Source organism: Pseudomonas frederiksbergensis, assembly GCF_003732275.1.
Classification (GTDB): domain Bacteria; phylum Pseudomonadota; class Gammaproteobacteria; order Pseudomonadales; family Pseudomonadaceae; genus Aquipseudomonas; species Aquipseudomonas frederiksbergensis_H.
The window spans coordinates 128,440-151,100 of sequence record NZ_MOBM01000004.1 but is presented as its reverse complement, the minus strand read 5'-3'; the positions used below and the strand labels follow the sequence as shown (position 1 = coordinate 151,100).

General features: G+C 59.8%; 17 protein-coding genes and 2 pseudogenes. 6 read left to right on the top strand and 13 right to left on the bottom strand.

Annotated elements, in window-relative coordinates; all coding sequences use genetic code 11:
• Window positions 1-16: 16 nt before the first annotated feature.
• The 4 genes from BK662_RS02740 to BK662_RS02725 all read right to left on the bottom strand — a co-directional run bounded on the left by BK662_RS02740 (window position 17) and on the right by BK662_RS02725 (window position 5,347).
• Window positions 17-1,090 (bottom strand): WD40/YVTN/BNR-like repeat-containing protein, encoded by a 1,074-nt coding sequence (locus tag BK662_RS02740; protein ID WP_123356493.1) that lies wholly within the window; start codon window positions 1,088-1,090, stop codon window positions 17-19.
• Window positions 1,091-1,240: 150 nt separating this feature from the next.
• Window positions 1,241-2,599: a DUF1329 domain-containing protein gene (locus BK662_RS02735; protein ID WP_123356491.1), complete on the bottom strand. Its 1,359-nt coding sequence runs from the start codon at window positions 2,597-2,599 to the stop codon at window positions 1,241-1,243.
• 41 nt (window positions 2,600-2,640) lie between these two features.
• Complete coding sequence (locus BK662_RS02730) at window positions 2,641-4,653, bottom strand: DUF1302 domain-containing protein (protein WP_123356489.1); 2,013 nt, start codon at window positions 4,651-4,653, stop codon at window positions 2,641-2,643.
• Between the two features lie 127 nt (window positions 4,654-4,780).
• Window positions 4,781-5,347 (bottom strand): RBBP9/YdeN family alpha/beta hydrolase, encoded by a 567-nt coding sequence (locus tag BK662_RS02725; protein WP_123356487.1) that lies wholly within the window; start codon window positions 5,345-5,347, stop codon window positions 4,781-4,783.
• 355 nt (window positions 5,348-5,702) lie between these two features.
• On the opposite strand from BK662_RS02725, the gene BK662_RS02720 reads away from it, so the two are divergent.
• Window positions 5,703-6,755, top strand: a complete 1,053-nt coding sequence (locus BK662_RS02720) for an AraC family transcriptional regulator (RefSeq protein ID WP_123356485.1) — start codon at window positions 5,703-5,705, stop codon at window positions 6,753-6,755.
• A gap of 240 nt (window positions 6,756-6,995) precedes the next feature.
• Here the strand turns inward: BK662_RS02720 and BK662_RS02710 are convergent, their stop codons facing one another.
• The 7 genes from BK662_RS02710 to BK662_RS02680 form a co-directional block, all read right to left on the bottom strand.
• A complete protein-coding gene (locus BK662_RS02710; protein WP_123356483.1) occupies window positions 6,996-8,006 on the bottom strand; it encodes a YeiH family protein in 1,011 nt (336 codons plus the stop codon).
• Entirely contained in the window at window positions 8,003-8,329 is a 327-nt protein-coding gene (locus BK662_RS02705; RefSeq protein ID WP_123356481.1) for a Rieske (2Fe-2S) protein, read from the bottom strand. The genes BK662_RS02710 and BK662_RS02705 overlap by 4 nt, the downstream gene beginning before the upstream one ends.
• A complete protein-coding gene (locus BK662_RS02700; protein WP_123356479.1) occupies window positions 8,326-8,991 on the bottom strand; it encodes a DsbA family oxidoreductase in 666 nt (221 codons plus the stop codon). Before BK662_RS02700 ends, BK662_RS02705 begins: the two co-directional genes overlap by 4 nt.
• On the bottom strand, window positions 8,988-10,319 hold the full coding sequence (locus BK662_RS02695; protein ID WP_123356477.1) for an MFS transporter: 1,332 nt from the start codon (window positions 10,317-10,319) through the stop codon (window positions 8,988-8,990). The genes BK662_RS02700 and BK662_RS02695 overlap by 4 nt, the downstream gene beginning before the upstream one ends.
• Before the next feature lie 92 nt (window positions 10,320-10,411).
• Window positions 10,412-11,464, bottom strand: coding sequence for a beta-keto acid cleavage family enzyme (locus BK662_RS02690; RefSeq protein WP_123356475.1), 1,053 nt, complete (start codon window positions 11,462-11,464; stop codon window positions 10,412-10,414).
• Between the two features lie 87 nt (window positions 11,465-11,551).
• Window positions 11,552-12,400 carry a TauD/TfdA dioxygenase family protein gene (locus BK662_RS02685; RefSeq protein ID WP_123356473.1) on the bottom strand — a complete coding sequence of 283 codons (849 nt, stop codon included), beginning with the start codon at window positions 12,398-12,400 and terminating at the stop codon, window positions 11,552-11,554.
• 14 nt (window positions 12,401-12,414) lie between these two features.
• Window positions 12,415-13,395, bottom strand: coding sequence for a quinone oxidoreductase family protein (locus BK662_RS02680; protein WP_123356471.1), 981 nt, complete (start codon window positions 13,393-13,395; stop codon window positions 12,415-12,417).
• A 236-nt stretch (window positions 13,396-13,631) separates the two neighbouring features.
• On the opposite strand from BK662_RS02680, the gene pdxR reads away from it, so the two are divergent.
• The 4 genes and pseudogenes from pdxR to BK662_RS35120 all read left to right on the top strand — a co-directional run.
• Complete coding sequence (pdxR, locus tag BK662_RS02675) at window positions 13,632-15,137, top strand: MocR-like pyridoxine biosynthesis transcription factor PdxR (protein WP_123356469.1); 1,506 nt, start codon at window positions 13,632-13,634, stop codon at window positions 15,135-15,137.
• Between the two features lie 111 nt (window positions 15,138-15,248).
• Window positions 15,249-16,319, top strand: a complete 1,071-nt coding sequence (locus BK662_RS02670) for a sugar phosphate isomerase/epimerase family protein (protein ID WP_123356467.1) — start codon at window positions 15,249-15,251, stop codon at window positions 16,317-16,319.
• 51 nt (window positions 16,320-16,370) lie between these two features.
• Window positions 16,371-17,630: an MFS transporter gene (locus BK662_RS02665; protein ID WP_123356466.1), complete on the top strand. Its 1,260-nt coding sequence runs from the start codon at window positions 16,371-16,373 to the stop codon at window positions 17,628-17,630.
• A 65-nt stretch (window positions 17,631-17,695) separates the two neighbouring features.
• Window positions 17,696-18,313, top strand: a pseudogene (locus BK662_RS35120) (integrating conjugative element protein); the annotation flags it as partial.
• 627 nt (window positions 18,314-18,940) lie between these two features.
• Here BK662_RS35120 and BK662_RS35115 read toward each other — a convergent pair.
• Window positions 18,941-19,510, bottom strand: a pseudogene (locus tag BK662_RS35115) (AAA family ATPase); the annotation flags it as partial.
• A gap of 801 nt (window positions 19,511-20,311) precedes the next feature.
• Window positions 20,312-21,250 (bottom strand): LysR family transcriptional regulator, encoded by a 939-nt coding sequence (locus tag BK662_RS02650; protein ID WP_221179089.1) that lies wholly within the window; start codon window positions 21,248-21,250, stop codon window positions 20,312-20,314.
• 62 nt (window positions 21,251-21,312) lie between these two features.
• Here BK662_RS02650 and BK662_RS02645 point away from each other — a divergent pair, with 62 nt between their 5' ends.
• Window positions 21,313-22,209, top strand: a complete 897-nt coding sequence (locus BK662_RS02645) for an NmrA family NAD(P)-binding protein (RefSeq protein ID WP_123356459.1) — start codon at window positions 21,313-21,315, stop codon at window positions 22,207-22,209.
• Window positions 22,210-22,661 lie beyond the last annotated feature (452 nt).

Sequence of the window (22,661 nt, the reverse complement as noted above, 5' to 3'; positions counted from 1 at the left end):
CTAAGGGTTCGAGGGCTTATTCAACGGACAGCGTCCGTACACCACGGCTGCCAACCACCACCAGCGCACCGTCGGCGGACTGAGTGGCGCCGGTCACCGGTGTCGGTGCCCGTTGCTGAACCAGATGCAATTGCGCGCCTGCGCCCTGGCTGACCAGCATCTGCCCGCCCTGGGTGAACAAGCGGTAATCGCCATGGGCATCGACGATGCCGGCGGTGATGCTGACGTGCAGGCCATTCTTCAGCGGGGTCCAGCTGAAACCGCCATCGGTGCTGCGCAGCACATTGCCGCGCAACCCGTAGACGAGCGCTTCCCCGGGTTTGCCGAGCACACCGAAAAAACTGCCCTGATAGGGTGTCTGCATGGCGGCGAACCGTTGTTGGGTGTCATCCCACTTGAGCAACAGGCCTTGCTCTCCGGCGATGTACAACGCATCGCCAGTGGAGGCGATGGCGTTGAGGTGGAAGCCCTGCGGGTTGTCGGTGCGATCCTGAAACGGCGTCCAGCTCTGGCCGCCATCCTCGGTGCGCAGGATCAGGTTGAACACCCCGACCACATAGCCGAGGCGGTCGTTGGCGAACCAGACATCGAGCAACGGTTTGTCGGCGCCCTGCGCCACCAGGCGTTCACCTTCGGCGACCAGCAGTGGCCATTGTTCGTTGCCCGGTTCTGCACTGGCCAACGCGCCGTAATGCTTGACCAGCAAGGCACCGATCTGGCGACCGTCCAGTTGCTTGTGCCAGGTCGCGCCCGCATCACTGCTGTGCAACACCACGCCGTCGCCGCCCACCGCCCAGCCTTGGGTGGCGGAAGGAAAACTCACGGCATTGAGGTCGGCACTGACCGGCACCGCGGCCTGCTGCCAGTGTTTGCCGGCATCATCGGAATACAGAATGTGGCCACGCTGCCCGACGGCGACCAGACGATCGCCGGCGCGGGCCATGCCGGATAACGGGCTGTTGACGGCCAAGGCGCTGACCCTGGCCGGCAGATCCAGCACGTCGACATAAGCGGACGCCTGGCTCAGGCCCTGCAACATTGCAAGCAGGGCACCGAGCGCCAGCTGCAGGTAATTCTTGTACGAACACATACCGCGTCCTCTTCGGATAACCGCGCCGGGACACACGTCCGTGTGCCTGACGTTCCAACCTGGCGCCCGAAACGATCGGCATGCGCCGACCGTCGTGCGATCCCCTGCCTTGCAGGCAGCGGACCGAACGGACGCTTTGTCACGGCTTGCTTAGCGAATCCCGGCACCTGCCAGGGACTCCGGCGACCACTGCGCCTTGGAAAGCGGGTCGATGTACTTGATGCCGCCGTAAGGCCCGACCACGCCATTGATGTTGTAGGAACCACCCACCAGGTCGTAGATCATGAACGGCGTGGAATCCGGGGTCTGCTTGTCATAGCTCTGGCTGAGGAACGCGAAGGAGCCACGGTACAGCTGACCACGGGCGTCATATTGGTCAGAGGCCAGAGCGGTCCAGCTGTCTTCATCGAGGTAGAAGCGACGCTTCTGATAGATGTGCCGGGCGCCGGACTTGAGGTTGCCTTCCACCACCCAGACCCGGTGTTTTTCCCAACGCACATAATCCGGTGCCAGGTGATTGGCGGTGGTCAGCGACTTGGGGTCCTGGGCGTAAGTCAGCTTGTAGGTGTTGTACGGCACGATCATTTCCTGCTTGCCCACCAGCTTCCAGTCGTAGCGGTCCAGCGCACCGTTGAACACGAAAACATCGTCGTAGGTGCCCGCGCCGGCGGTGCCGGGGTTCGGCGTGTCATAAGCCAGGTTCGGTGCCAGCTTGACCCGACGCTGGCCAGGCAAGTATTGCCAGGCACGGCGCGGTTGCTGCAGCGGGTTGGCGGCGTCCTTGAGCATCACCGCTTCACCGGCCCGGCGCGCTGGGCCGGTGTAAGACAGCTTCATCTGGTAGTACACGTCGGCGCTGCTGATCGGCTGTGCGAGGTTCTCGTAGATCGGATAGGAAATGAACGCCTGCCCGGTGGTCGCCAGGGTCGGCACGCCAGCGGAATCGACGTTCCAGGAGTCGTACTTGGAGTTGATGCTGACTCCCTGAAAACGCAACAGGAAGTTCCACATCGCCTCGTTACCCGTCTGCGGAATCGGGAACGGAACGCCGGGCAGTACGTTATCGACGGCCAACCCACCCTCAAGGGATTTGGCACCGGTGGCATTTTTCACCCCATTGTCCAGCACAGCCTTGGGCAAAGAGACGGTACGGTGGGTCGGGTAGACATTGACGTGGAAGCTTGGGAAACGTTTGGCCAGTTCCGCCGTGGTTGCACTGAGCAAGCCCTTGTACTGATCGACGTTTTTACCATCGATCACCAGCAACGGCTTTTCGTTGACGAAGGGATCCGGACGCATACTGTCACCGGATTTGAAACTGGCCGGTGGCGTGGTCAGGCCACCGTCATAGGCGGGGATGGAACCATCAGCGTTCCCGGCCTTTTCGGCGCCCACCAGGGTCAGGCTGCTGCCCAATCGGGCAGCGTCCTGAGTTGAAACAGCGGCCTGTGCCTGGGCGGCAAGGACCATGGCCAGCGAAGCGGCCAACACGGTTTTTGCGAATTTCATCTTGTTATTCTCCTGCTTGCATTGAGCAAATCAGTGGTGAATCAAAAAGTGGTTTTCATCGTCAGGTAAACGGCGCCACGGTCCTCAGTCGTGGCCCCACCACCGGAGAAGGCCGAGTAGCCACCGCCGTAGCACGCGTAGTTTTCATTGCCGCTAAAGGCATTGGGTGTGGAGCCGTCGCCGCTGCCGGCATTGGCTGCACCGGTGCTCAAACCACTGGCGTCGCACTTGTCGGTCTTGCCGAAGGAATCCACGTACTTCAGGTCGATGAAGTATTTGTTGTACACAACGGCACCCACGCCCACGGCATAGTTGCCGGTGTCTTTGGCACCGCCGCCAGACACCGGTGACACGCCGTCCAGGCCGACGTTGATGGACATCGGTGCGTTGAGGTCGACGCCGGGAAACACCTGGTACCAGGTCGGCGTGAAGTTGACCGCGATACCCCAGTTGTCCCGGGTCGGCTGGTCGATGCCGCGATAGGTGTCATTGCCCTTGTAGAGCGCTTCGTTCTTGCTATCGAGCTTGAGCAAGTTGCTGTAGTACAACTCGGCGAGCAGGCTGGCCGAATCGAACACCGGTGTTTTCGGGAAGGTCATCAGGCCGTTGAGCGTCCAGTGCAACGTGTCACCGGTGGCACTCATGCTGTCGCCCTTTTGCGGGGTGTCGTAGATCACCCCGGTGGCCGCCGTGCGGGCCGGCAACAGGCCAAGACCGGCGCCCAATCCCCGCGGCCCTGTCGAGCTGACAACGGCGGGAATACTGGCCAGCGGCATGTTGTGCCGAATGTTCAGGTCCGAACCGACACTGATACCGCCCACATCCTTGGACAGGCTCAGGCCGAAGATCTGAATGTTGTCGGCATAGGCCAGTTGATAGGTGCTGGTGCTCAACGAATTGAGGGTGTTGACCACGGCCGGCACCATGCCGGCAGGCGGGGTGCCGTTGGGATTGGCCGAGGTCAGCCCGGTGGCGTTCAACCAGGCTTGCGGCAGGATTTCCGACGTATTGCGGTAGTAGACGCCGAGGGTGCCATCCAGCCAGGCCGGCGACCACTTGGCCATCACGCCCCAGTCTCCGCGCTTGTCCGGCGTCAGGTCGTGACCGCGACGCACATTGGTCAGCCCGTTGCAGGGCGCCAGACCACACCCCAGTGGGCTGCCCGGCACCACGCCATTGGTGTTGCCCAACAGGAACGACTGTGCACCGAAGCCCACCAGATCGGAACCGCCATAGTAAGTACCGGCCTCAGGCAGGCGGGCGGCATCCCAATCCAGGAAATACTGAGCGCCCACGGTCAACTCGGGATTGACCGTGAACGACATCGACAACTGGTTACGCGGAACGAACAGCTCCTTGGCTTCGGTACCCGGCGAGGCGGCCAGTTTGGCCAGGTCCAGGCCGGACTGGCCGTAGCTGATCGAGTGTACGGGGTTGAGGATGGTTTCACCCCAGAACACGTTGTGCTGACCGGCCTTGACGCTCAACAGCGACTCCTCGCCCACTTCGGTGCTGTAGAACACGAAGGCATCGAGGATTTCGCCGGATGGACCGGTGTAGTAACGCTGGGCGTAGTTGCTCAGGTGCGGGCTGCCATTGCCGACATTGTCGCCGGTGACCCCGGCCAGGCGCGGATCGTTGGCCACCAGCCCCGACCGTGCGTCATTGCCATTGACGAACGGGTTGGAATTGGAGCCGGTGTTCTCGTACGCCTTGTCGTACCAACTGGCGGCACTGACGCGAAAGCCCATGTGGTTCTGGTACACCACATCCATTTCGGTCAACAGGTCAACACGGTTGGTGATGTTGGTCCCGGCCTTGCGGAAGTTGTAGTCGCCATCGTTGTTGTTCGGTGTCGCCAACATGCGCTTGTCGGCGCTTTCGGTGCGTACGCCATAGTTGTACTTCACGGTGTTATCAAAACGCACGGTCCAGTCCGGGTTACCTGTGTCGAGTTCGACCGCCTGCGCGACCGGCACGGCGGCGGCCAGAATGGCCGAGGCCAACAAGGTGTAACGCGAGGGTGCGAACCCGTGACTCTTATTGTTGTGCATTGCGTTGTCTCCGCCTTTTTGTATTTGTTTTAAGCGCAGCCGCCCTCGCGCAACCCTTGTTCCAGGGATTTGCGTTTTTCAGGAGTGAGGGCAAATGCCGGATGGCTGGGGCCAACCGGCGCCTGAACTAGCTATCCAGCGTCAGGATGAGTGCTTCGGCTTGCGGCCAGTGGCCAAACCCTGCAACCGGATTGAGATGACCCACCTCGCCCACATTGAGCAGTTCGCTGCCCCAGCCTTCAGCCAGGCGAGTGACGGCGTCCAGGCTGGCGAGGTGGTCGTTGGTACTGGCGGCCACCAGACTGCGGAACGGCAGTGGCCCTTTTGGTAGAGGATTCCAACCCTGGGTGCGCAGGGTTTCAGCGGATGGGTAGCCTTGCGGCCAATGAGCATCGAGATCCGGAGGCGTGGCCAGCAGCGCACCCTTGATCGGCCGACTGTGCTGCGCAGCCCAGTGCGCGACCATCAGCACACCGGCGCTGTGAGCAACCAGAATCACCGGCCCGTCGATCTGCTCCAGCGCGTGCTGGATCGCTTCGACCCGCTTGGTGCAATCGAGCTTGTCGGTTTCCAGCGGCGGCACACTGCGCACTTTGCAGAGCCTTGCCTCAAGCAGCGTTTGCCAATGCTCGGCAACGTGCTCGCGCAGGCCCGGTACGATCAGAACGGTTGCGGCAGTTTGCAGTTTGTCCACTTCAACACCTTCGCTTTCTCGATGACTCGACTGGCTCTATCGCCAGGGGCTTTTTGTAGGACTGACATTAAAGAGCGCCCACCCGAGGTGCTTTTCATTGGATGTCAGGCACTTTTCTTTTCATGACAAATTTCCAGGTGTTGGCATGCCCCGACCATTGGTCGCAAAACCCCGCAGCTTCGCTGTGGGTCACTGTAATCAATGGGTGAGCGTCGATTGCTTGAGGACAGCGGAGGTGATTCTGGAAAGAATCGGGCGAGCGCCCTCGACAACGTCACAACTGTTCAATTGCTGATGTGCTGGATATAGTCGCCACGCTCATCTGAATCGCAACCGGCCCAGGAAAGACCTTCGCATGCCCAAGCTTGTTCGCGCCGCCGTCTTGACCAACTACCTGGAGGTCACCCAGTACCTGGGGTTCAATCCGCGCGATGTGCTGGCCGGCGTCGGCCTGAGCAAAGCGCTGCTGCAAGCGCCCGAACACCGCATCCCCATTGATGCCGCCGTACGCCTGCTGGAAGATTCGGCCGCCGCCAGTGGCTGCCAGAGCTTCGGCCTGAGCATGGCCGAGTCGCGCCAGCTCTCGGACTTCGGTGTGGTCAGCCTGCTGCTCAGCCACCAGCGAACGCTGCGTGATGCGTTGCAAGTGTTGGTGCATTACCGTCACCTGATGAACGACTCGCTGGCCCTCTTCATCGAAGAGGCCGGCAAGATGGTGATCATTCGCGAAGAGGTGGTTACTGAATCGCCGATGCCTTGCCGACAAGCCAATGAACTGGCCATCGGCGTGATGTTCCGCCTGTGCGCCGCGCTGCTCGGCTCACACTGGCACCCCTACAGCGTCAACTTCACGCACCAGCCTCCCGACAACCTGCAACTGCATCGCCGCCTGTTTGGTTGCAAGCTGGAATTCGGCAGCGAGTTCAATGGCATTGTCTGTTCCGACGCCAGCCTCGACGTGACCAACCCCAACGCCGACCCGGCCATGGCGCGCTACGCCCAGAGTTACCTCGACTCGCTGCTGAGCCACGAAGGTCCCTCGATGCTGTTCGAGGTGCGCAAAGCCATCTACCTGCTGCTGCCGATGGGACGCGCCACCATCGAACAGATCGCCCAGACCCAGGGCATGAACGTACGCACCCTGCAACGTCGCCTGAAAGACGACGGCTGCGCCTTCAACGACCTGATCAACGACGTGCGCCGCGACCTGGTGTTGCGCTACCTGGACAACCCGAATTACTCGTTAGGGCGCATTGCCGACATGCTCGGCTATTCGATGGCGAGTTCCTTCACACGCTGGTTCATTACCCAGTTCGGCATGCCGCCCGCCGCATGGCGCAGCGCGCAAAAGCACACCGTCAAAGCTCCGCCGGACCTGACCACCCTGCCCGGCTCCAACGAGCCCTGAACTGAACGAAACCAACGCAGGGCATGCAAAAAAAAGCGGCGACTGCTGGTACAGTCGCCGCAAAAGCACCGGTGTCTGTGACACCGGCCGAGGAGTCCTGTGGCGAGGGAGCTTGCTCCCTGGGGTGCGAAGCGCCCCTCTTCCAAGGCCACTGCATTTTTTCAGAAAGTACGCGGCGACGGTTTTGGGGCGGCTTCGCACCCCAGCGGGAGCAAGCTCCCTCGCCACTGTTTTGTGTGTCTACATTCCCCAGCGCAGCAACAACAGCACCAGCACGACAAGGAACACCGTCTCCCCCACCATCAGCAGGATCGGCTTGATGCCCACCGCCGCCAGCTCTTTGAGCTGGGTCTTCATGCCCAGGGCGCTGATGGAAACCACCAGGCACCAACGCGACAATTCATTGACCGACCCCTGCACCACCGGAGCAATCCAGCCAGTGCTGTTGATACACGCCAGAATCAGAAACCCGACGGCGAACCATGGCAGCAGCGGCGGTCGTTTGCCGGCCGGGTCGGCGCCCTGCATGCGGGTAATCATCGCGGCGCAGACGATCACCGGCAGCAGCATGGCAACCCGCATCAGCTTGATCACCGTGGCCGTATCGCCGGTCTCGGTCGACATGCTGTAACCGGCACCGACGACCTGGGCGACATCATGGATGGTCGCCCCCAAGAACACGCCCGCCATTTGTGGCGACAACGACAGCCAGTTGGCAATCATCGGGTACACGATCATCGCCAGGGTCGACAGCGCCGACACCCCGATCACCGTGAATAACGTTGCGCGTTCTTTCTGCGGATGGTTCGGCAATGCCGCCGCCAGCGCCAACGCCGCCGACGCACCACAAATCGCGGTGGCCCCACCGGTAAGCATGCCGAACAAACGCTGGAATCCCAGCGCCTTGGCCGCGATCACCGAGACGCCGATCGTCACCACCACCAGAATCACCACCAGCGCCACAGGCTTCCAGCCCAGCGCGGCAATCTGTTCGAGCGTGATGCGCATGCCCAGCAACGCCACGCCAATGCGCAACACAGTGCGCGCCGTAAATTCGATGCCAGCCTTGCAGGCGCCATCACCGGCCAGAAAGTTCAGTGCCATGCCCAACAGCAAGGCAAACAGCATCACCGGCGCACCGTAATGCTCGGACAAAAAGGACGCGGCCGCCGCCACGATCAGACTGACGACAAAACCCGGCGCCAGTTCGCGCGTTCGGCTATGGATACGGGTGAGAGCGATAGTGCTCATGGCACGGACTCCTCGGGGACGATGACGATGAATGCCTGGCCGTCGATGATCTCGACCGGGTAGTTGGCGACTTTGAGCTGGGTTGAATTGAGCAAGTAACCGCTGCGCAGATCGAAGCGCAGGCCATGGGCGCAGCACTGAATCACCCGCCCCTCAAGGCGCCCGCCACACAGCGAGGCGCCCTGGTGCGGGCAACTGTCGTCGATGGCGAACAGGTCACCTTCGACGTTGAATAACGCCAGGCTTTTGCCATCGAATTCGAACAATGCACGACCACCCGCCTGCGGGAGTTTTCCGGCAGGCACAGGGATACGAAGACTCATGCCGGTTGCCGCTTGCGAGCACTTTCGAGCAAGGCTTCGCACATGGCATCAAGCAGCACTTCGGCAGGCTGCGCGCCCACCACCGTCAGGCGACGGTCGAACTGAAAACTGGGCACGCCGCTGGCTGCTCCCGCCTCGTTGCCGACGTAAGGATCGCCATCGCCTTGCAGGACGGAGGCCATGGCATCAGCGTCGAAGCCACACGATTGGGCGATGGCAAGCAAGGTTTCTTGGCAGCCCAGATCCTCGCCAAACTGAAAGTAGGCAGCGAACAAACGCTCAAGCAAAACATCGCGTTGGGCGGTATTGCCCAGCTCGCTCGCACGCTCCAGCAAACGGTGGGCGTCGGCGGTATTGGGCATGTTGGCGATGCGGCTCAAATCAATGGGCACGCCCACCGCCATCGCAGCCTGCTGCACCTGAGCCTGACGCATCGCCACGGCTTCAGCACTGCCCAGACGCTTGCGATAAAACTCGGCGAAGGGTTCACCCTGTGCCGGCAGCTGCGGCAGCAATTGCACGCCGTGCCACACCGTGGTGATTTCCACGCCGGGTTGCTGGACACGCAGCAGGTCTTGCGCGCGCTCCAGTTGACGCTTGCCGATCAGGCACCACGGGCAGATGAAATCGAAGAACACATCAATACGTAAACGACCACTCACACCTTCACCTCTAACACCGCTTTGCCAATCGAATCGTGGACTTGCTCGCCTCGAAGCCGGGCGATGTCCTTGTGGTAGTGACACTTGGCGTAAAAGAACACGGCCGCTGCCGCGATGCTGACCAGTGGCACCATTTGAAAAGCGGCATGCAGGCCGATGAGGTCGGACACCCTGCCGGTGATGAACGGCCCAGGCGCCAACCCCAGCATGTTGTTGGCCAGGGTCAGCGTGGCGAAGGCCGTGCCATGCACCGAGTAATGGGTCAGGTTGGCAACCATGGCTCCGCAAGGGCCAGTTGTGCCGGCGGCAATCAACATGCCCAGGCAGATCAGCACCAATTGCACAGGCCCTGCCGGCAAGGCGAACGCCGCCGACAACAGCAGACAACTGCCCAGGCAATAGGCGATGGCCAAAGCGACTTTGCGCTCCGGCGAATGGCGACACAGTCGATCGCTGAGCATGCCGCACAGAATCATCCCCGCACCGCTGCACAGCACGATGATCGCCGCGACGCCGCCCGCCTTGTCGGTGGCCATGTCGTAATAACGATTGAGGTAACTGGGCATCCACACAATGACGGTGCCGCCGACGAACAGTTGCAAGCCACTGCCGATGTAGGCAGCGATCACCGAGCGGCTGGAAAACAGCGTACGCAACGGACGCTTGACCGCGGCAGCCGTCTTGTTCGCCGCTTGAGTGGCACGTTGCGGTGCAATGCGTGCTTCCTTGACGATGACCGGGTAAAGCACTGCCAGTAACAAGCCGAACAGCGACATGCCGGCAAACGACCAGCGCCAGCCGAGCTTGGCGGCGATTGCCCCGCCCAGCGCCATACCTAATACCGAACCGAACATGCCACCCGCCATGAAGGCACTGGCCAGGGTTGCACGCATGTGTTTGGGAAACACCGAAATCACCACCGCGATGCCGACGCTGCCGTACGCCGCTTCGCCGACGCCGACCATGAACCGTGCAACGAACATCTGCTGATAGTCCTGCGCCAACGCACAGCCCAGCGTCGCCAGGCTCCACAGCAAAGCCATCAGCGCCAGGCTCTTGACCCGGCCGAAGCGATCCGCCAGCAATGACAGGGGAAATGTCAGCAGCCCCACCATCAGGGCGACAATGCCACTGAGCAGGCCGAGCTGACCGTCGCTCAAGGCCCATTCGCCCTTGAGCATCGGGAATACCGCGTTCAGTACCTGACGCGACATGTAATCGGAAATCAACAGGCCGAACGTCAGTGCAAAGACGATCCAGGCATACTTGCGCGCAACGCCGACGCCACTGCAGTCATCATCGTCTGCGGCGATTGGGTGAAAGGCCATGCAGCCTCCTCAAAGCTTCGTTTTATTGTTGTTATCAAGCGTGTTGCAATGCAGCGAGCGGGAGGTCATTGACCTCCCGCGTCGTCTGCCGATCAGCCGCGTTGCGGCACACCTTTCTGCCCGGCCTTGCGGTTGGGGGCCATGCCATTGGCCAACAGGGTTTCTTCGATGCTTGGGTACTGCACACCGATGCGGTAAATCTCACGGGCTTCTTTACCCGTGGCGATTTCCCGACCCAGTTCATGGGCGATGCGTACGGTTTGCTTGATCTGCGCAACTGAGCCGAAACGATCGCCCTTGTGATCAATGATAGTGTCTTCATTGCCCACACGCGGGTGCATACCCATGGCCATCGACATGGTGTTGAACGGCATGACGTTCTTGAGCAGCGACTCGGAGGTCAGGGTGCAACCGTCTGGCGCGCGGTGGATGAAGTTGAAGAAGTTGAACGGATTGGGGCCATCGAAACCGCCGCCGATACCGATCCAGGTCAGGTTCAACGGGCCCTTGTAGACACCCTTGCGCACCAGGCGCTCAAGGGTTTCCATGGCATGCATGCCGGTCAGCTGGAAGTGCGGCTGGATGCCGTTATCCATCAGACGCTTGAGGTGTTCGGCGACCCAGGCCGGGCCTGCCGGCACGGTCATTTCGCTGTAGGCCGCCTGATAGGCAGGATTGGCCAGGGACGTGCCTTCCAGATACTCCGGATACAACAGTTCCATGATGTTCATCTGGGTGGTGTTGATGGCCACCGTGACCTGATCCGGCTTTGGCGTCAGCTCCGCCAGCATGTGACGAGTATCGTCAGACAGCCACTTGGCGGCTTCGCCATCGCTTTCGGGGGCGAAGGAAATCGAACCACCGACCTGGATGATCATGTCCGGCACGGCTTCACGCACACCGGCGATCAACTCGTTGAACTTGGACAGACGCTTGGAACCCTTGCCGTCCAATTCACGCACGTGCAGGTGCAATACCGTGGCACCCGCCTCATAACAATCAACCGCCTTCTGCACCTGTTCGTCCATGGTCAGCGGGATGTCTTCAGGGAAGTCTTCCGGCATCCACTCGGGGCCATACGGGGCCACGGTGATGACCACCTTTTCCATGTTTTCCGGGTGCAGGGAATCGTCGAAGAATTGCATGAGTTACTCCTGTTCTTATGATTGTTCCGCCCACCCGGGATCGTGCCGGGCAGGCGTGTCTACGAGAGCGAATGCAGCGGCGGTCGATCAGTAAGTCTTGTCGCCGATGATCCCGGCGCGCTCCATCTTGCGATGGCACGGCGGGTAATCCATGACGGCGTAGTGCTGGGTACTGCGGTTGTCCCAGATGGCGATGCTGTTGGGTTTCCAGCGCCAGCGCACCTGATACTCGGGGATGTAGGCCTGGCTGATCAGGTAGCGCAGCAGCTCACTTGCGCCCGGGTTGGCGTCCTGGCCGAAGCGCACCCGCTCGGGGGTGTGGTAGTTGCTCAAGTGCGTAGTGAAGGCGTTGACGAACAGCACCTTTTCCCCGGTTTCCGGGTGGGTGCGCACCACCGGGTGCTCGGCATCCGGGTACATCGCCCTGAGCGCCAGACGCTTTTCGATCGGCATGGCGGCACCAAAACTCGCTTCGATACTGTGACGGGCACGCAGGTCGGCGATCTTCACCTTCACGTCTTCCGGCAAGCGCGCATAGGCCTCGACCATGTTGGCCCACATAGTGTCGCCGCCCACCGGCGGGCACTCTACGCAGCGCAGCACGCAGCCCATCGGCGGCGCCTCGCGCCAGGTAGCGTCGGTGTGCCAGGCGTTTTCGTAGCGGTCCATCGGCTGGTCCGGCCGCTTGTAGATGCGCACCAGCCCAGGATGATCCGGATCACTGCCGGCCACCGGATGATCCTCCAGTTCGCCAAAGCGCCGGGCGAATGCCACATGCTCGTCGCGAGTGATGTCCTGATCACGCAGGAACACCACCCTATGCTTGAGCAGCTGAGCACGAATCTCGGCAAAAAGACCATCGTCATGCACCGCGTCGGCGAGGTTGACGCCCACCAGTTCCGCGCCAATGTTGCAGGTCAATTGTTCGACTTTCATGGCAGACGACTCCCTTAAATAACGAAAATCGATGAGCCCGTGGTCTTGCGTGATTCCATATCGCGATGGGCCTGCACGGCATCCTGCAAAGCATAGTGCTGGTTGATCTCGATCGTGATCCGACCGCTGCCGACATGGTCGAACAACTCGCCCGCCAACGCGGCTTTTTCCGCCGGGTCGGCGATGTAATCGGCCAGGGCCGGACGGGTCAGGAACAACGAGCCTTTCATCGCCAGCATCACCGGATCAAAGGCCGGGATCGGACCGGATGCCGTGCCGACACAAACCATCAAACCGCGACGCTTGAGCGAGTCCAGCGAGCCCATGAAGGTGTTTTTGCCGACACTGTCGAACACCACGTTGACCCCCACGCCGTCCGTCAGCTCGCGAACGCGCCGGGCGACGTCTTCATGGCTGTAATTGATGACATGCTCGCAGCCATGGGCCAAGGCGATTTCACCCTTCGCCTCGGTGGACACGGTGCCAATGACGTTCAGACCAAGCAGCTTGGCCCACTGCGAAACAATCAGCCCCACACCACCGGCAGCGGCGTGCAGCAGAATGCTGTCGCCGGCCTTGAAGTCGTAAATGCGCCGCATCAGGTACGAGGACGTCAAGCCGCGCATGGTCATGGCCGCGGCGGTCTCGAAACTGATGGTTTCCGGCAGCTTGATCAGCGGCGCGGCCGGGATCAGACGCTCGGTGCTGTAGGCACCCAATGTATTGAGAAAACCGGTGTAGGTGACGCGATCACCGACGTGTACGTTGGTCACCCCTTCGCCGATGGCCTGGACCACACCGGAGGCTTCAACCCCCATGCCGTTGGGCATCGGAATCGGGTAAGTGCCATTGCGAAAGTAGGTGTCGGCATAGTTCAGGCCCACCGCCACATGACGAAGACGAACCTGGCCTGGACCGGGATCGCCGACTTCGACCTCTTCATAACGAAGGACTTCGGGACCACCGGTTTCGTAGAAGCGTACGGCTTTGGCCATTTTTTCTTATTCTCCAGTCTCAAGTTGGGCGTGTTGCGTCGAATTGCGCTGATTGGACTGTAGGACGCCGTCTGGCGAGTCGCTTCTCATCAGACGACAATGGCTTTTCATTTCATGACAGTGTGCATTGCATCAACGTCTGCTATGGATGACTTATCCAGTGCCTCTCGATACCCTGCGCACCTCGGTATGATGGTGTTCCAGGTCAAACCACCTCCCTTCCAGACGAGCATGTGATGAAATCCCCTGCAGGTTTGCTGCTGTCGGCTATTGAGCTGGACCGTGCCAGCGCCATCCCCCTGTACCGCCAACTCTATTTGCAGATTCGCAAACAGATTCTCAGCGGAAAAATGCAAGGGGGCGTGCGCCTGCCGTCGACGCGGACCCTGAGCAAAGAATTGGCGCTGTCGCGGATCACCATTCTCAATGCATTCGATCAACTGATCGCCGAGGGTTTCCTGGCCTCGCGTACCGGGGCCGGTACCTATGTCGGCGATGAATGGGAGAGCCGAGGGATTGCCGATGAAGAGCAGCGCCAGCCACCGCGCCTGTCCGACCTGAGCCAGTCCATGCTGTCGCTGCGCAGCAGTCACTTCCGCGGGGTTTCCTATACCGATTGGGACCCTGCGACCCCCACCTCATTCCTGCCCAGCCACAGTACCTACGACGCGTTCCCGCTCGCGGTGTGGCGGCGCTTGATGAACCGCCACCTGCTCAAGCCGACCAAGGCCATGCTTGGCTATGGCGAACTGCAAGGGCTACAGGCCTTGCGCGCGGCGATTGCCGAGTACGTCTTCGATGCTCGTGGCATCGATTGCAGTGCCGAGCAGGTGGTGATCGTTTCCGGCGCGCAGCAAGCCTTTAACCTGCTGGGCATGTTGCTGCTTAATCCGCAGGACAGCGTATGGATGGAAGACCCAGGACACATCGCGGCGCGCATTGCGTTGCAGGCCCAGGGGGCCCAAGTGGTGCCGTTGCGGATCGATGAACAGGGGATTGATATCCAGCAAGGCCTGGCCGAGTGCCCTGACGCCCGCCTGGTGTTTACCACGCCTTCTCGCCAGCATCCCTTGGGCGTGACCATGAGTTATGCGCGGCGCCAGGCACTCATCGACTGGGCTGCGCAGTATCAGAGCTGGATCATCGAGGACGATTGCGACAGTGAGTTGCGCTACAGCGGCCGCCTCCTCCCCGCGCTCTATGCCATGGACCAGATGGCTCGAGTGATCTACGTCGGCACCTTCAGCAAAGTCCTTTTCCCCTCACTCAGACTGGGCTATGTGATATTGCCGCAAGCCCTGATCGACCCCTTCTGTACCTTGCGCGCGGTGATGGATCGCAGCCCGCCCACGCTTCTCCAGGCGACGACGGCGGACTTCATGCGTGAAGGCCACTTCCTCGGCCATATTCGCCGCATGCGTGCGCTGTACCAGGCTCGCCAGCAAGAACTGCTCGAGCAGCTTCAGCAACAGCTGGGCGGCTTCTTCAACATCACCCCGGTGGAAGCCGGCATGCACCTGATCGCCTGGCTGCCACCCACGCTTGATGACGATGTGATCGCCAGGGAACTGGCCCGGCACAACATCCACACCTATGCCCTGAGCGATTATTGCCTTGAGCATGTCCTGCCACCTGCCCTGCTCATCGGTTTCGCCGGTACGCCTGAGGGCCAGGCGCAGGAACGCGTTGAAGCGCTGGCCCGGGCCTTGAGCAAAATGGGGTACCTGCAGCCAGCCACTTGAAGCAAGGCAAGTGGTCTTATGATTTAACTGATAATGGATCTATCGAGAGTTCCTGACTGGCGCGATAAAGGCTGCGCCGGTAGACCCGGCGTCTGACCAGGAACGACTCGAATGAACAATAAAATCCAAGAGCGATTCAATGCCTTGCTCAGCCACAAGGCTGCCGAGGCCGGAACACCTCCCCTGCTGACTGAAGCACTGGCCCGCCAACTGCTCGACCGCCTTGGGCAGATGCGCTTGTTTGCTCATGCCTATCCCTTGCTGACCAACCTCACCCATGGCCGTGTCACGCCTGCCGACCTGCTGGACTTCGCCTATCGCCACGAGTTGCAAGGTCTGAGCCTGCACTTGCTCGACGGCGAGGAAAACAGCCTGAGCCAAATGACACCCACGCAGTTGCAAGCGTTTGCCGACAAGGCCAATGCGCTCGCACTGGATGTGCATCTGGAAATCAGCAGCACGCTGAAAAAAGATGTCGATCAGGTGATCGCCATTGCCAAAGCGCTTGGAGTTCGCAACATCCGCGTTTACTCACGTTATGAGGGGACGCTGTCCCGGGTGATGGACGTGATCGAGTCAGACCTGCATTACCTCGCGCAGCAGGCAGATGAGCACGACCTGTTCTTCGACTTCGAGCAGCATGAGGAACTCAAGAGCGCCGAGATCGCGCAACTGCTGAACCGGCTAAACCACCCACGGCTGCATGCCTTGTTCGACTTCGGCAACATGATCAATGCCTGCGAACAGCCACTACCGGCGCTGCGGACCCTGGCGCCGCACATACGCCAGACCCACCTCAAGGGTGTGCGCATCGTCCCCGAGCACAACGGCTTCGGCCATTACGGTGTGCTGCAGGGCAGCGACGATGACGACCTGCCAAGCGCCCGCATGTTGTTCGAACTGTTGATGCTCGGCGACTCAAACCCGCAAGTGATCGCGTTCATTCTTGAGCAGGAAAATCACTACGTCGCCCCGGCGTTCCGCCAGACCTTTGAGGCTGACGATCCGTTTATTGCGTACCGGGAAATGAGTGACACGCCACTCCCGGACGGCTACTCGCTCGAACGAATGCTCGCCGACGAACACCGTTGGGCAAACAACCAGGTCGCCTATGTACGAGGCCTGCTGGCCGAGTTCCGAACCCTGGCCGAGTTGACCCTGAACAACCGCAAAAACGCCTGAACCTGACGTGACAACCGGCACTGCTTATCCAATTACGCCTGGAGAACAATAATGACAACTCGTGACAAGGCCAAATGGCTCAGATTCCTGATTCTCATCCTCGGTGGAGGCACCATCTACAAGCTGGCGAACCTCAAAGACGCCTTCTATATCCCCATGCAAGAATTCATGGGCTTGAGCCACACTGAAATCGGCATGCTGCTGAGCGCCAACGCCATCATCGCCACCGCACTGTTTGTCGTCGGCGGCATGCTCGCCGACCGCTACGACACGCGAAAGCTGATCCCCATCGGCCTGATCGGTACCGGTGGCCTGGGGCTGTATCTGGCGACCTTTCCGCCGTTCAGCAATCTGCTGATTGTGTTCAGCCTGTTGGCCGTCTGCGCCGATTGCATCTTCTGGCCCTCGCTGCTCAAAGCCATCCGCAATCTGGGTGACGATCAGGAACAGGGTCGGTTGTTTGGACTGTTGGAAGGCGGGCGTGGCGTCATTGATACGCTTGTGGCTTTTTCGGCGCTGGGCGTCTTCGTTGCCATGGGCTCCGGCGAGGCCGGTCTGAAGTCGGCAATCCTCTTCTACTCGGTCATCGACATTCTTGCCGGAACCCTGACCTGGTTCCTGCTCAAGGGCAGTAGCGCGCAGACGATTGCCAAGCCGAAGAACGGTTTGGCGAATCTGCTCGAGGCCATCAAGGTACCGGGGATCTGGCTGGTCAGCCTCAACGTGTTCATGGTCTACATCGTCTACTGTGGCCTGACCTATTTCATTCCCTACCTCAAGGAAATGTACGGGCTGCCCGTGGCATTGGTGGGCGCCTACGGCATCATCAATCAGTACTTCCTCAAGATCCTCGGTGGCCCCGCCGGTGGTTTCATTGCCGACAAACAGTTCAAGAGCACCAGCCGCTATTTGAAGTGGGCATTCCTGGCCTTGCTGCCGCTGATGGGCGTCATCCTGCTGATCCCGAAAAGCCCGAGTTTTATTTATGCGGGCATGGCAGCCACACTGTCCTTCGCGCTGATTGTGTTTTCCATGCGCGGCGTGTTCTGGGCGCCCATGGGTGAAGTCGGCATCCCTTCGCACATCACCGGTTCAGCCTTCGGTATCGGCTGCCTGATCGGCTACGCGCCGGGCATGTTCGCTTACGTCATCTACGGCGCAATCCTCGACCATTTCCCGGGTCAGCAAGGCTACAACTACGTCTTCAGCTTGATGAGCCTGTTGGCCATTCTTGGATTCATGGTGTCCAGTTTGCTGTATAGGACCGTTCAGAATAAATCCACGGTAACCGGTGCGGTTAGCGCGGCGTAAAGCTGAATATTGCCTTGGCAACCAGGAGGGGTGTGCGTAATGCCTCTCCTGGAAGAGAACTCCTAATGACCGCTCTGCTTCTCACGACCACCACCGCACATGCAGCACAAACCCAACTGAACAAGGACGGTATTAATCACAATGGTTCAGTGATCGGCGATGACGTGCTCTACAGCGTCGGCGGAGGACGCGCTGTGTCCATGAGTGGTGCTGCCGCCATGGACAGCATTACGGTTGGTGCTGGCTGGGACACCAATCTGATCTGCGGCGACATGAGCCTGAACACTACGCTACAAAACCAACTGAACGGCACCACTAGCGGCTTCAAGTCGATCATGGGCAACGTGATCCAGAACGCTACCAGCGCCGTGGCCTCCCTCCCCGCACTGATCATCCAGCGAGCCGACCCCGGCCTGTACAACCTGCTCACCAACGGCATCTTGCAAGCCCGACTCGATTTCGATCGCTCCAAATCTACTTGCCGCGCTGTTGCTGAACGCATGGCGAATGTCGCAGGCGGTCAGCTTGCGTGGGGCGAGTTGGCTGAAGGCATGGCACTCAGTAATACCGTCAAAAACCACGATGCCGTGGCGGCCGTCGAACAGGCTGAGAAGCACCGAGGTAACAACGGTGTGCCCTGGATCGGCGGCAACTCGGCCGGAGGCAAAAGCCAACCCTCCATCACGTAGAAAATCCGAACGAGAGTGGCATTCCCTGTTTTCTTTGATCTGCTGAATGGTACGAAGAGAGGGAAGCCCTTTCAGAGCAGCGCCGCTCAATTGCTCTCTTGCCAAAGCGAGCTGGCTGAGTAGGGCCTGACTACGCTCGGGCGTTGACAGTGAGATAGTGCTTCCAAGAATCGTCTCAATATCCGTCAGACCACTTGCTTGATGCTGGACGAGCTTCTCACGGACGACAGCGATCGAACTTCTGCAATTTAGTTCAGGGCTAGACTTGTCGGGGGTCAGTAAATCTGGTTCAGGGCCAAGCGTTTCACTCTGTACACGCCAAGCATCAAGAAACGAACCTTTGCTGTCTATGAAATGATTACGAGCAGTATCTTTGGCATCCGTGGCAGTGTCAGTGTCGTCCTTTTCCAAACGTCGGACGAGGCGTGGCAAACGCATGCCCAGATCCTGCAATGGTCGTAAACCTGTTAGTTGAGCGATTGCTTCGGCAAAACTTGTTTTCTCATCGAAGCGCATATTTGCAGCGATGGCAGGCATTAACGTGCCGGCTTCGACTGCCCACTGTGGCAGGCCCAGATCGTCTAAGCCACTTACGCTCACGGAAACAGCCCCTTTGGGGGTTCGCTTCAACTCGCGCCGGACGGTCACGTTGTTTCCATCTTGATCCCGCAGATCCAGTTCCACCCATGTGTCACATGCGGGGCGATCGCCTAAAATCGAAAGATCTGACGCCGAAGGTAATGGGACGATCACGGGTAGAGTGAAACTGCTATTGCTGCCACTTTCGCCGTTTACTGAAATTACGTCGACAGTGATTGGATTGTGTACTTCAGATGGCTTGTGTTGAGAACGGTGTGCCTTACCAGTTAGGCACCACATGATTGCACTCTGCAATGCAGATTTACCGGCGCCGTTGAACCCCCAGATGCAGGTAACGTCACGGTCAAGTCGAAGGGTCAAAACCTCAGGTGCTTTACCGGCCGAGTCGCAGTGACGCTGAAGCCCTGCAAAGCGATGGGCTCTAAACTCCTGAATTCGCCAACAAGGACGTGAAGCACCAGCATTTGCTGTATGGCTACGCGTTACATGCGGTTGCGGCTCGCCAATGGCATCGAGAAGTTGATCGACCTCACTAGCTGAAACTAATTTTGCCGGGGCCCAGAGATCGCGCCGACGTGCATAAAATTGCATTGCAAGGCGAGCGTCTTCAAGGTCTAGAGCAAATGTGCCGGCGCCCTGGGGAGATTAATCGGGTTGCCGGCACAAAGCACATCAACGATTTGATCTAGTGTGCAGTTCTCTAAATCCAAATTTTCGGTTTGCGTCGGAGGAGCAGCTTGCATAAGGGCATCCCTGGCATCAACGAGTGAAAGGCTAGCGCTTTGGAGACGAAAGAACTCCCTCGTCGACTGACGCACTTAGAACAGATCAAAAGGTCGTGCTCGTTACTCGAGAAGGCTTGTTCACAAAGTAAGGTTTCAGGATGATTTCTACCAGCTTGCGCAAGCGAAAATGCGGATATTGCTGAGGGTTGGTACTTACAAAGCAGTGAAGGCATGTGTGCCACCTTTGATTTTAGACGACTGGCCGTTTTTGGCCGATTGTGTTGAAAAAGTCGACCCGGCTTGGCTAGCCATGCATTGAGCGGTGAAACGCCTTTTTCGCACGCTGCTACGTCAAATCTGAGCCCTGAACCTTCTGCGCAAAACACAGATTTCAATCTCAGGCGCGTGCTTTTCTACCGTGGAAACCGAAGCCGACTTTTTCAACAAAATCAGCCGGTGGCTGACGGCAGCGTGTGCGCCGCAGCATCATGCTTGCCGGTTGACGTTATGCCATGCTCGAAGACGGCGTGCGGTTCAGCCTGGTGCCGTGGAAGCCGGCGATCGAGTAGCGGCTGGGCAGCAGATCGCCGCGACGGTGCGTAACCATGGGGTGTCTCAGGAGGTTAGGCGGCAGCGCGGAGTATACGTGGGATGAAGTCGGCGGTATTTACCCGACCGTATTGAATGACGCAACGACGTCGACAAGCTGTTGCCTGACCCAGACATGGGCAGGGTCGCCATGGAAGCGCTCGTGCCAAATCATGGCTGGCGACAAAGGAGCAACTTGTAGCGGCAGATCTAGGAGCACGAGCGGGAGCCTTTCCGCAAGTCGGCGCGCCAAACGGCTTGGCAACGTGAGAATCATGTCGCTATCCGCCACCAACATCGCACCAGCAAGAAAGTGGGGAACTCGCAGCGCGACGTGGCGAGTGAGCCCCAGTGTCGAGAGGGCGACGTCAACCGCACTCTCTCCCACGCCGGAAATGGTCACGGTAACGTGGCGCAAGGTCACATAACGCTCCAAGCTGAGTCCGTCTGCCACACCGGGGTGATCGGACCTCACCACGCACACCAAGCTGTCGGCGTAAAGGCCGCGCCGATGGAGACTGCCGGGCAGTGCCTCGAAAATGCCCAGTGCCAGATCTGCGCCCCCCTGCTCGACAAGCCGCACGTTGTCCCCAGCAGGTTGCGCGATATGGAGACTTAGCGCAGGGGCATGGCGCTCGAAGCGGGCGATCAACCCGGCAAGGACCACCAGACTCAGGTGGTCGTGCGCGGCGATCGTGATCCGACCCGTTGCAGACGCGGGATCGAAGACGGCAGGCGAGACGATGCCTCGGGCATCGTCCAGCAGCCTGGCCACTGGACCTGCCAGCGTTTCACCGCGTGGCGTCAGTTCCAGCCCGAGCTTGCCGCGGACCACCAGGCGATCACCCAACATCGTACGCAGTCGCCCCAGCGCGCGGCTGGCAGCCGGTTGGCTCAAGCCCAATCGGAGGCCCGCCCGGGTGACACTTCGCTCCCGAACGAGTGCTTCGAACAGCTTTAACAGGTTGAGGTCGACTGTAGATAAATCCACTTGGTGCATTTTCACTATTACTTTCATGTCATTGATGCATACCGAGCAACCATGCACCATTCTGGTTCATCTGAATAGGAGATTTTTGTATGACTGCTTCCTCGCTCCCTTACGTTGTGTTCGGCGTAACCGGCCGTACTGGCGCCGCTGCTGCCGATGCGCTTTTGCGTTCCGGCCACCCAGTGCGCGTCGTGGTGCGTGACTCAGTCAAGGGTCGGCCGTGGGCCCAACGCGGCGCAGAGGTTGCCGTGGCCGATCTGACAGACCTAGCCTCTATGACCAAGGCGCTCAGTCAGGTCCAGGGAGCCTATGTCGTCAGCCCTCAGCACTACAACCGTGAAGATCTGTTCGAGAGGGCATACTTGATTGCCGATACCACGGCGCGCGCTGCGGTTGCGGCGGACGTACCCAGGCTTGTGGCTCTTTCCTCGGTGGGTGCCGACCGTGAACGCGGAACTGGATGGATCAGGATGAACCGCATGTTCGAGCAGCGTTTGGGTGAAACCGGTGTTTCGACCATCTTCCTGCGCGCGGCTTATTTCATGGAGAACTGGATGCCGATGGTCGGACAGGCCGTGCGCAGCGGCACGCTGCCGACGTTTCTGGCACCACCACAGCGCCCTCTCCCGATGGTGGCGACTGTGGATGTCGGCAGCACCGCAGCTGCTTTGCTGCTGGAAGAAAGGACGGGGACCTCCGTTGTCACACTCTCGGGGCCCAAAGACTATGCCCCGAACGATATCGCCGCTATCGTTTCCGCCACGCTCGATAAGCCTGTCGACTTGGTAGTCCTTCTGGAAGCTGAGTGGCACAAAGCGCTGGCGGATGCCCATTTCTCAACGGCCGCCCTTGCTGGTTTCACCGAAATGACCCGTGGCCTCAATTGCTCGCATATCGACATCAAGAGCGATCCCGGCGCGATAGAATGGGCAGGAACAACTCCGCTGGAACGAGTCATCGCCGAACTGGCACAGCGTCAGCGCTAAAGGCCAGCAGGGGATATTCGGCTTCGCCAAACGGCTAAGGAACCGGCCAAGGCCAACTCTCCCCCAAGATAGTCCCCCACTAAAATTTGGTGGGGACTACTTTGCGTCTAACACTGTCGTGCGTCTAGACGGTGCTGGCTGGACGCATACTTGCAGCCCAAGTGCGGTTCCCTTCCGTGTAACCCTCAGTTCTCCCTACTTAGCCAGCCCCTAGCCGGAATCCAGGAATGAATGTCCGCTTTTGGGAAAGCTGTAAGGCAGCTATGGGTCGGCTGCTGCCCTTCGTAACTGGTCGTTATCGACCGAACGTAAGGAGGTAAAAACCTTTAAGGCCCACCCTCCCACAACTCAGCAGCCCACCTGCGAGCATTGCTACGTCCAGTAATCGACCTGATGATGCCAGCCGTTCGACAGAAGTCGCAATTCAATCCCGAGCAATCTTGTCATTTGCC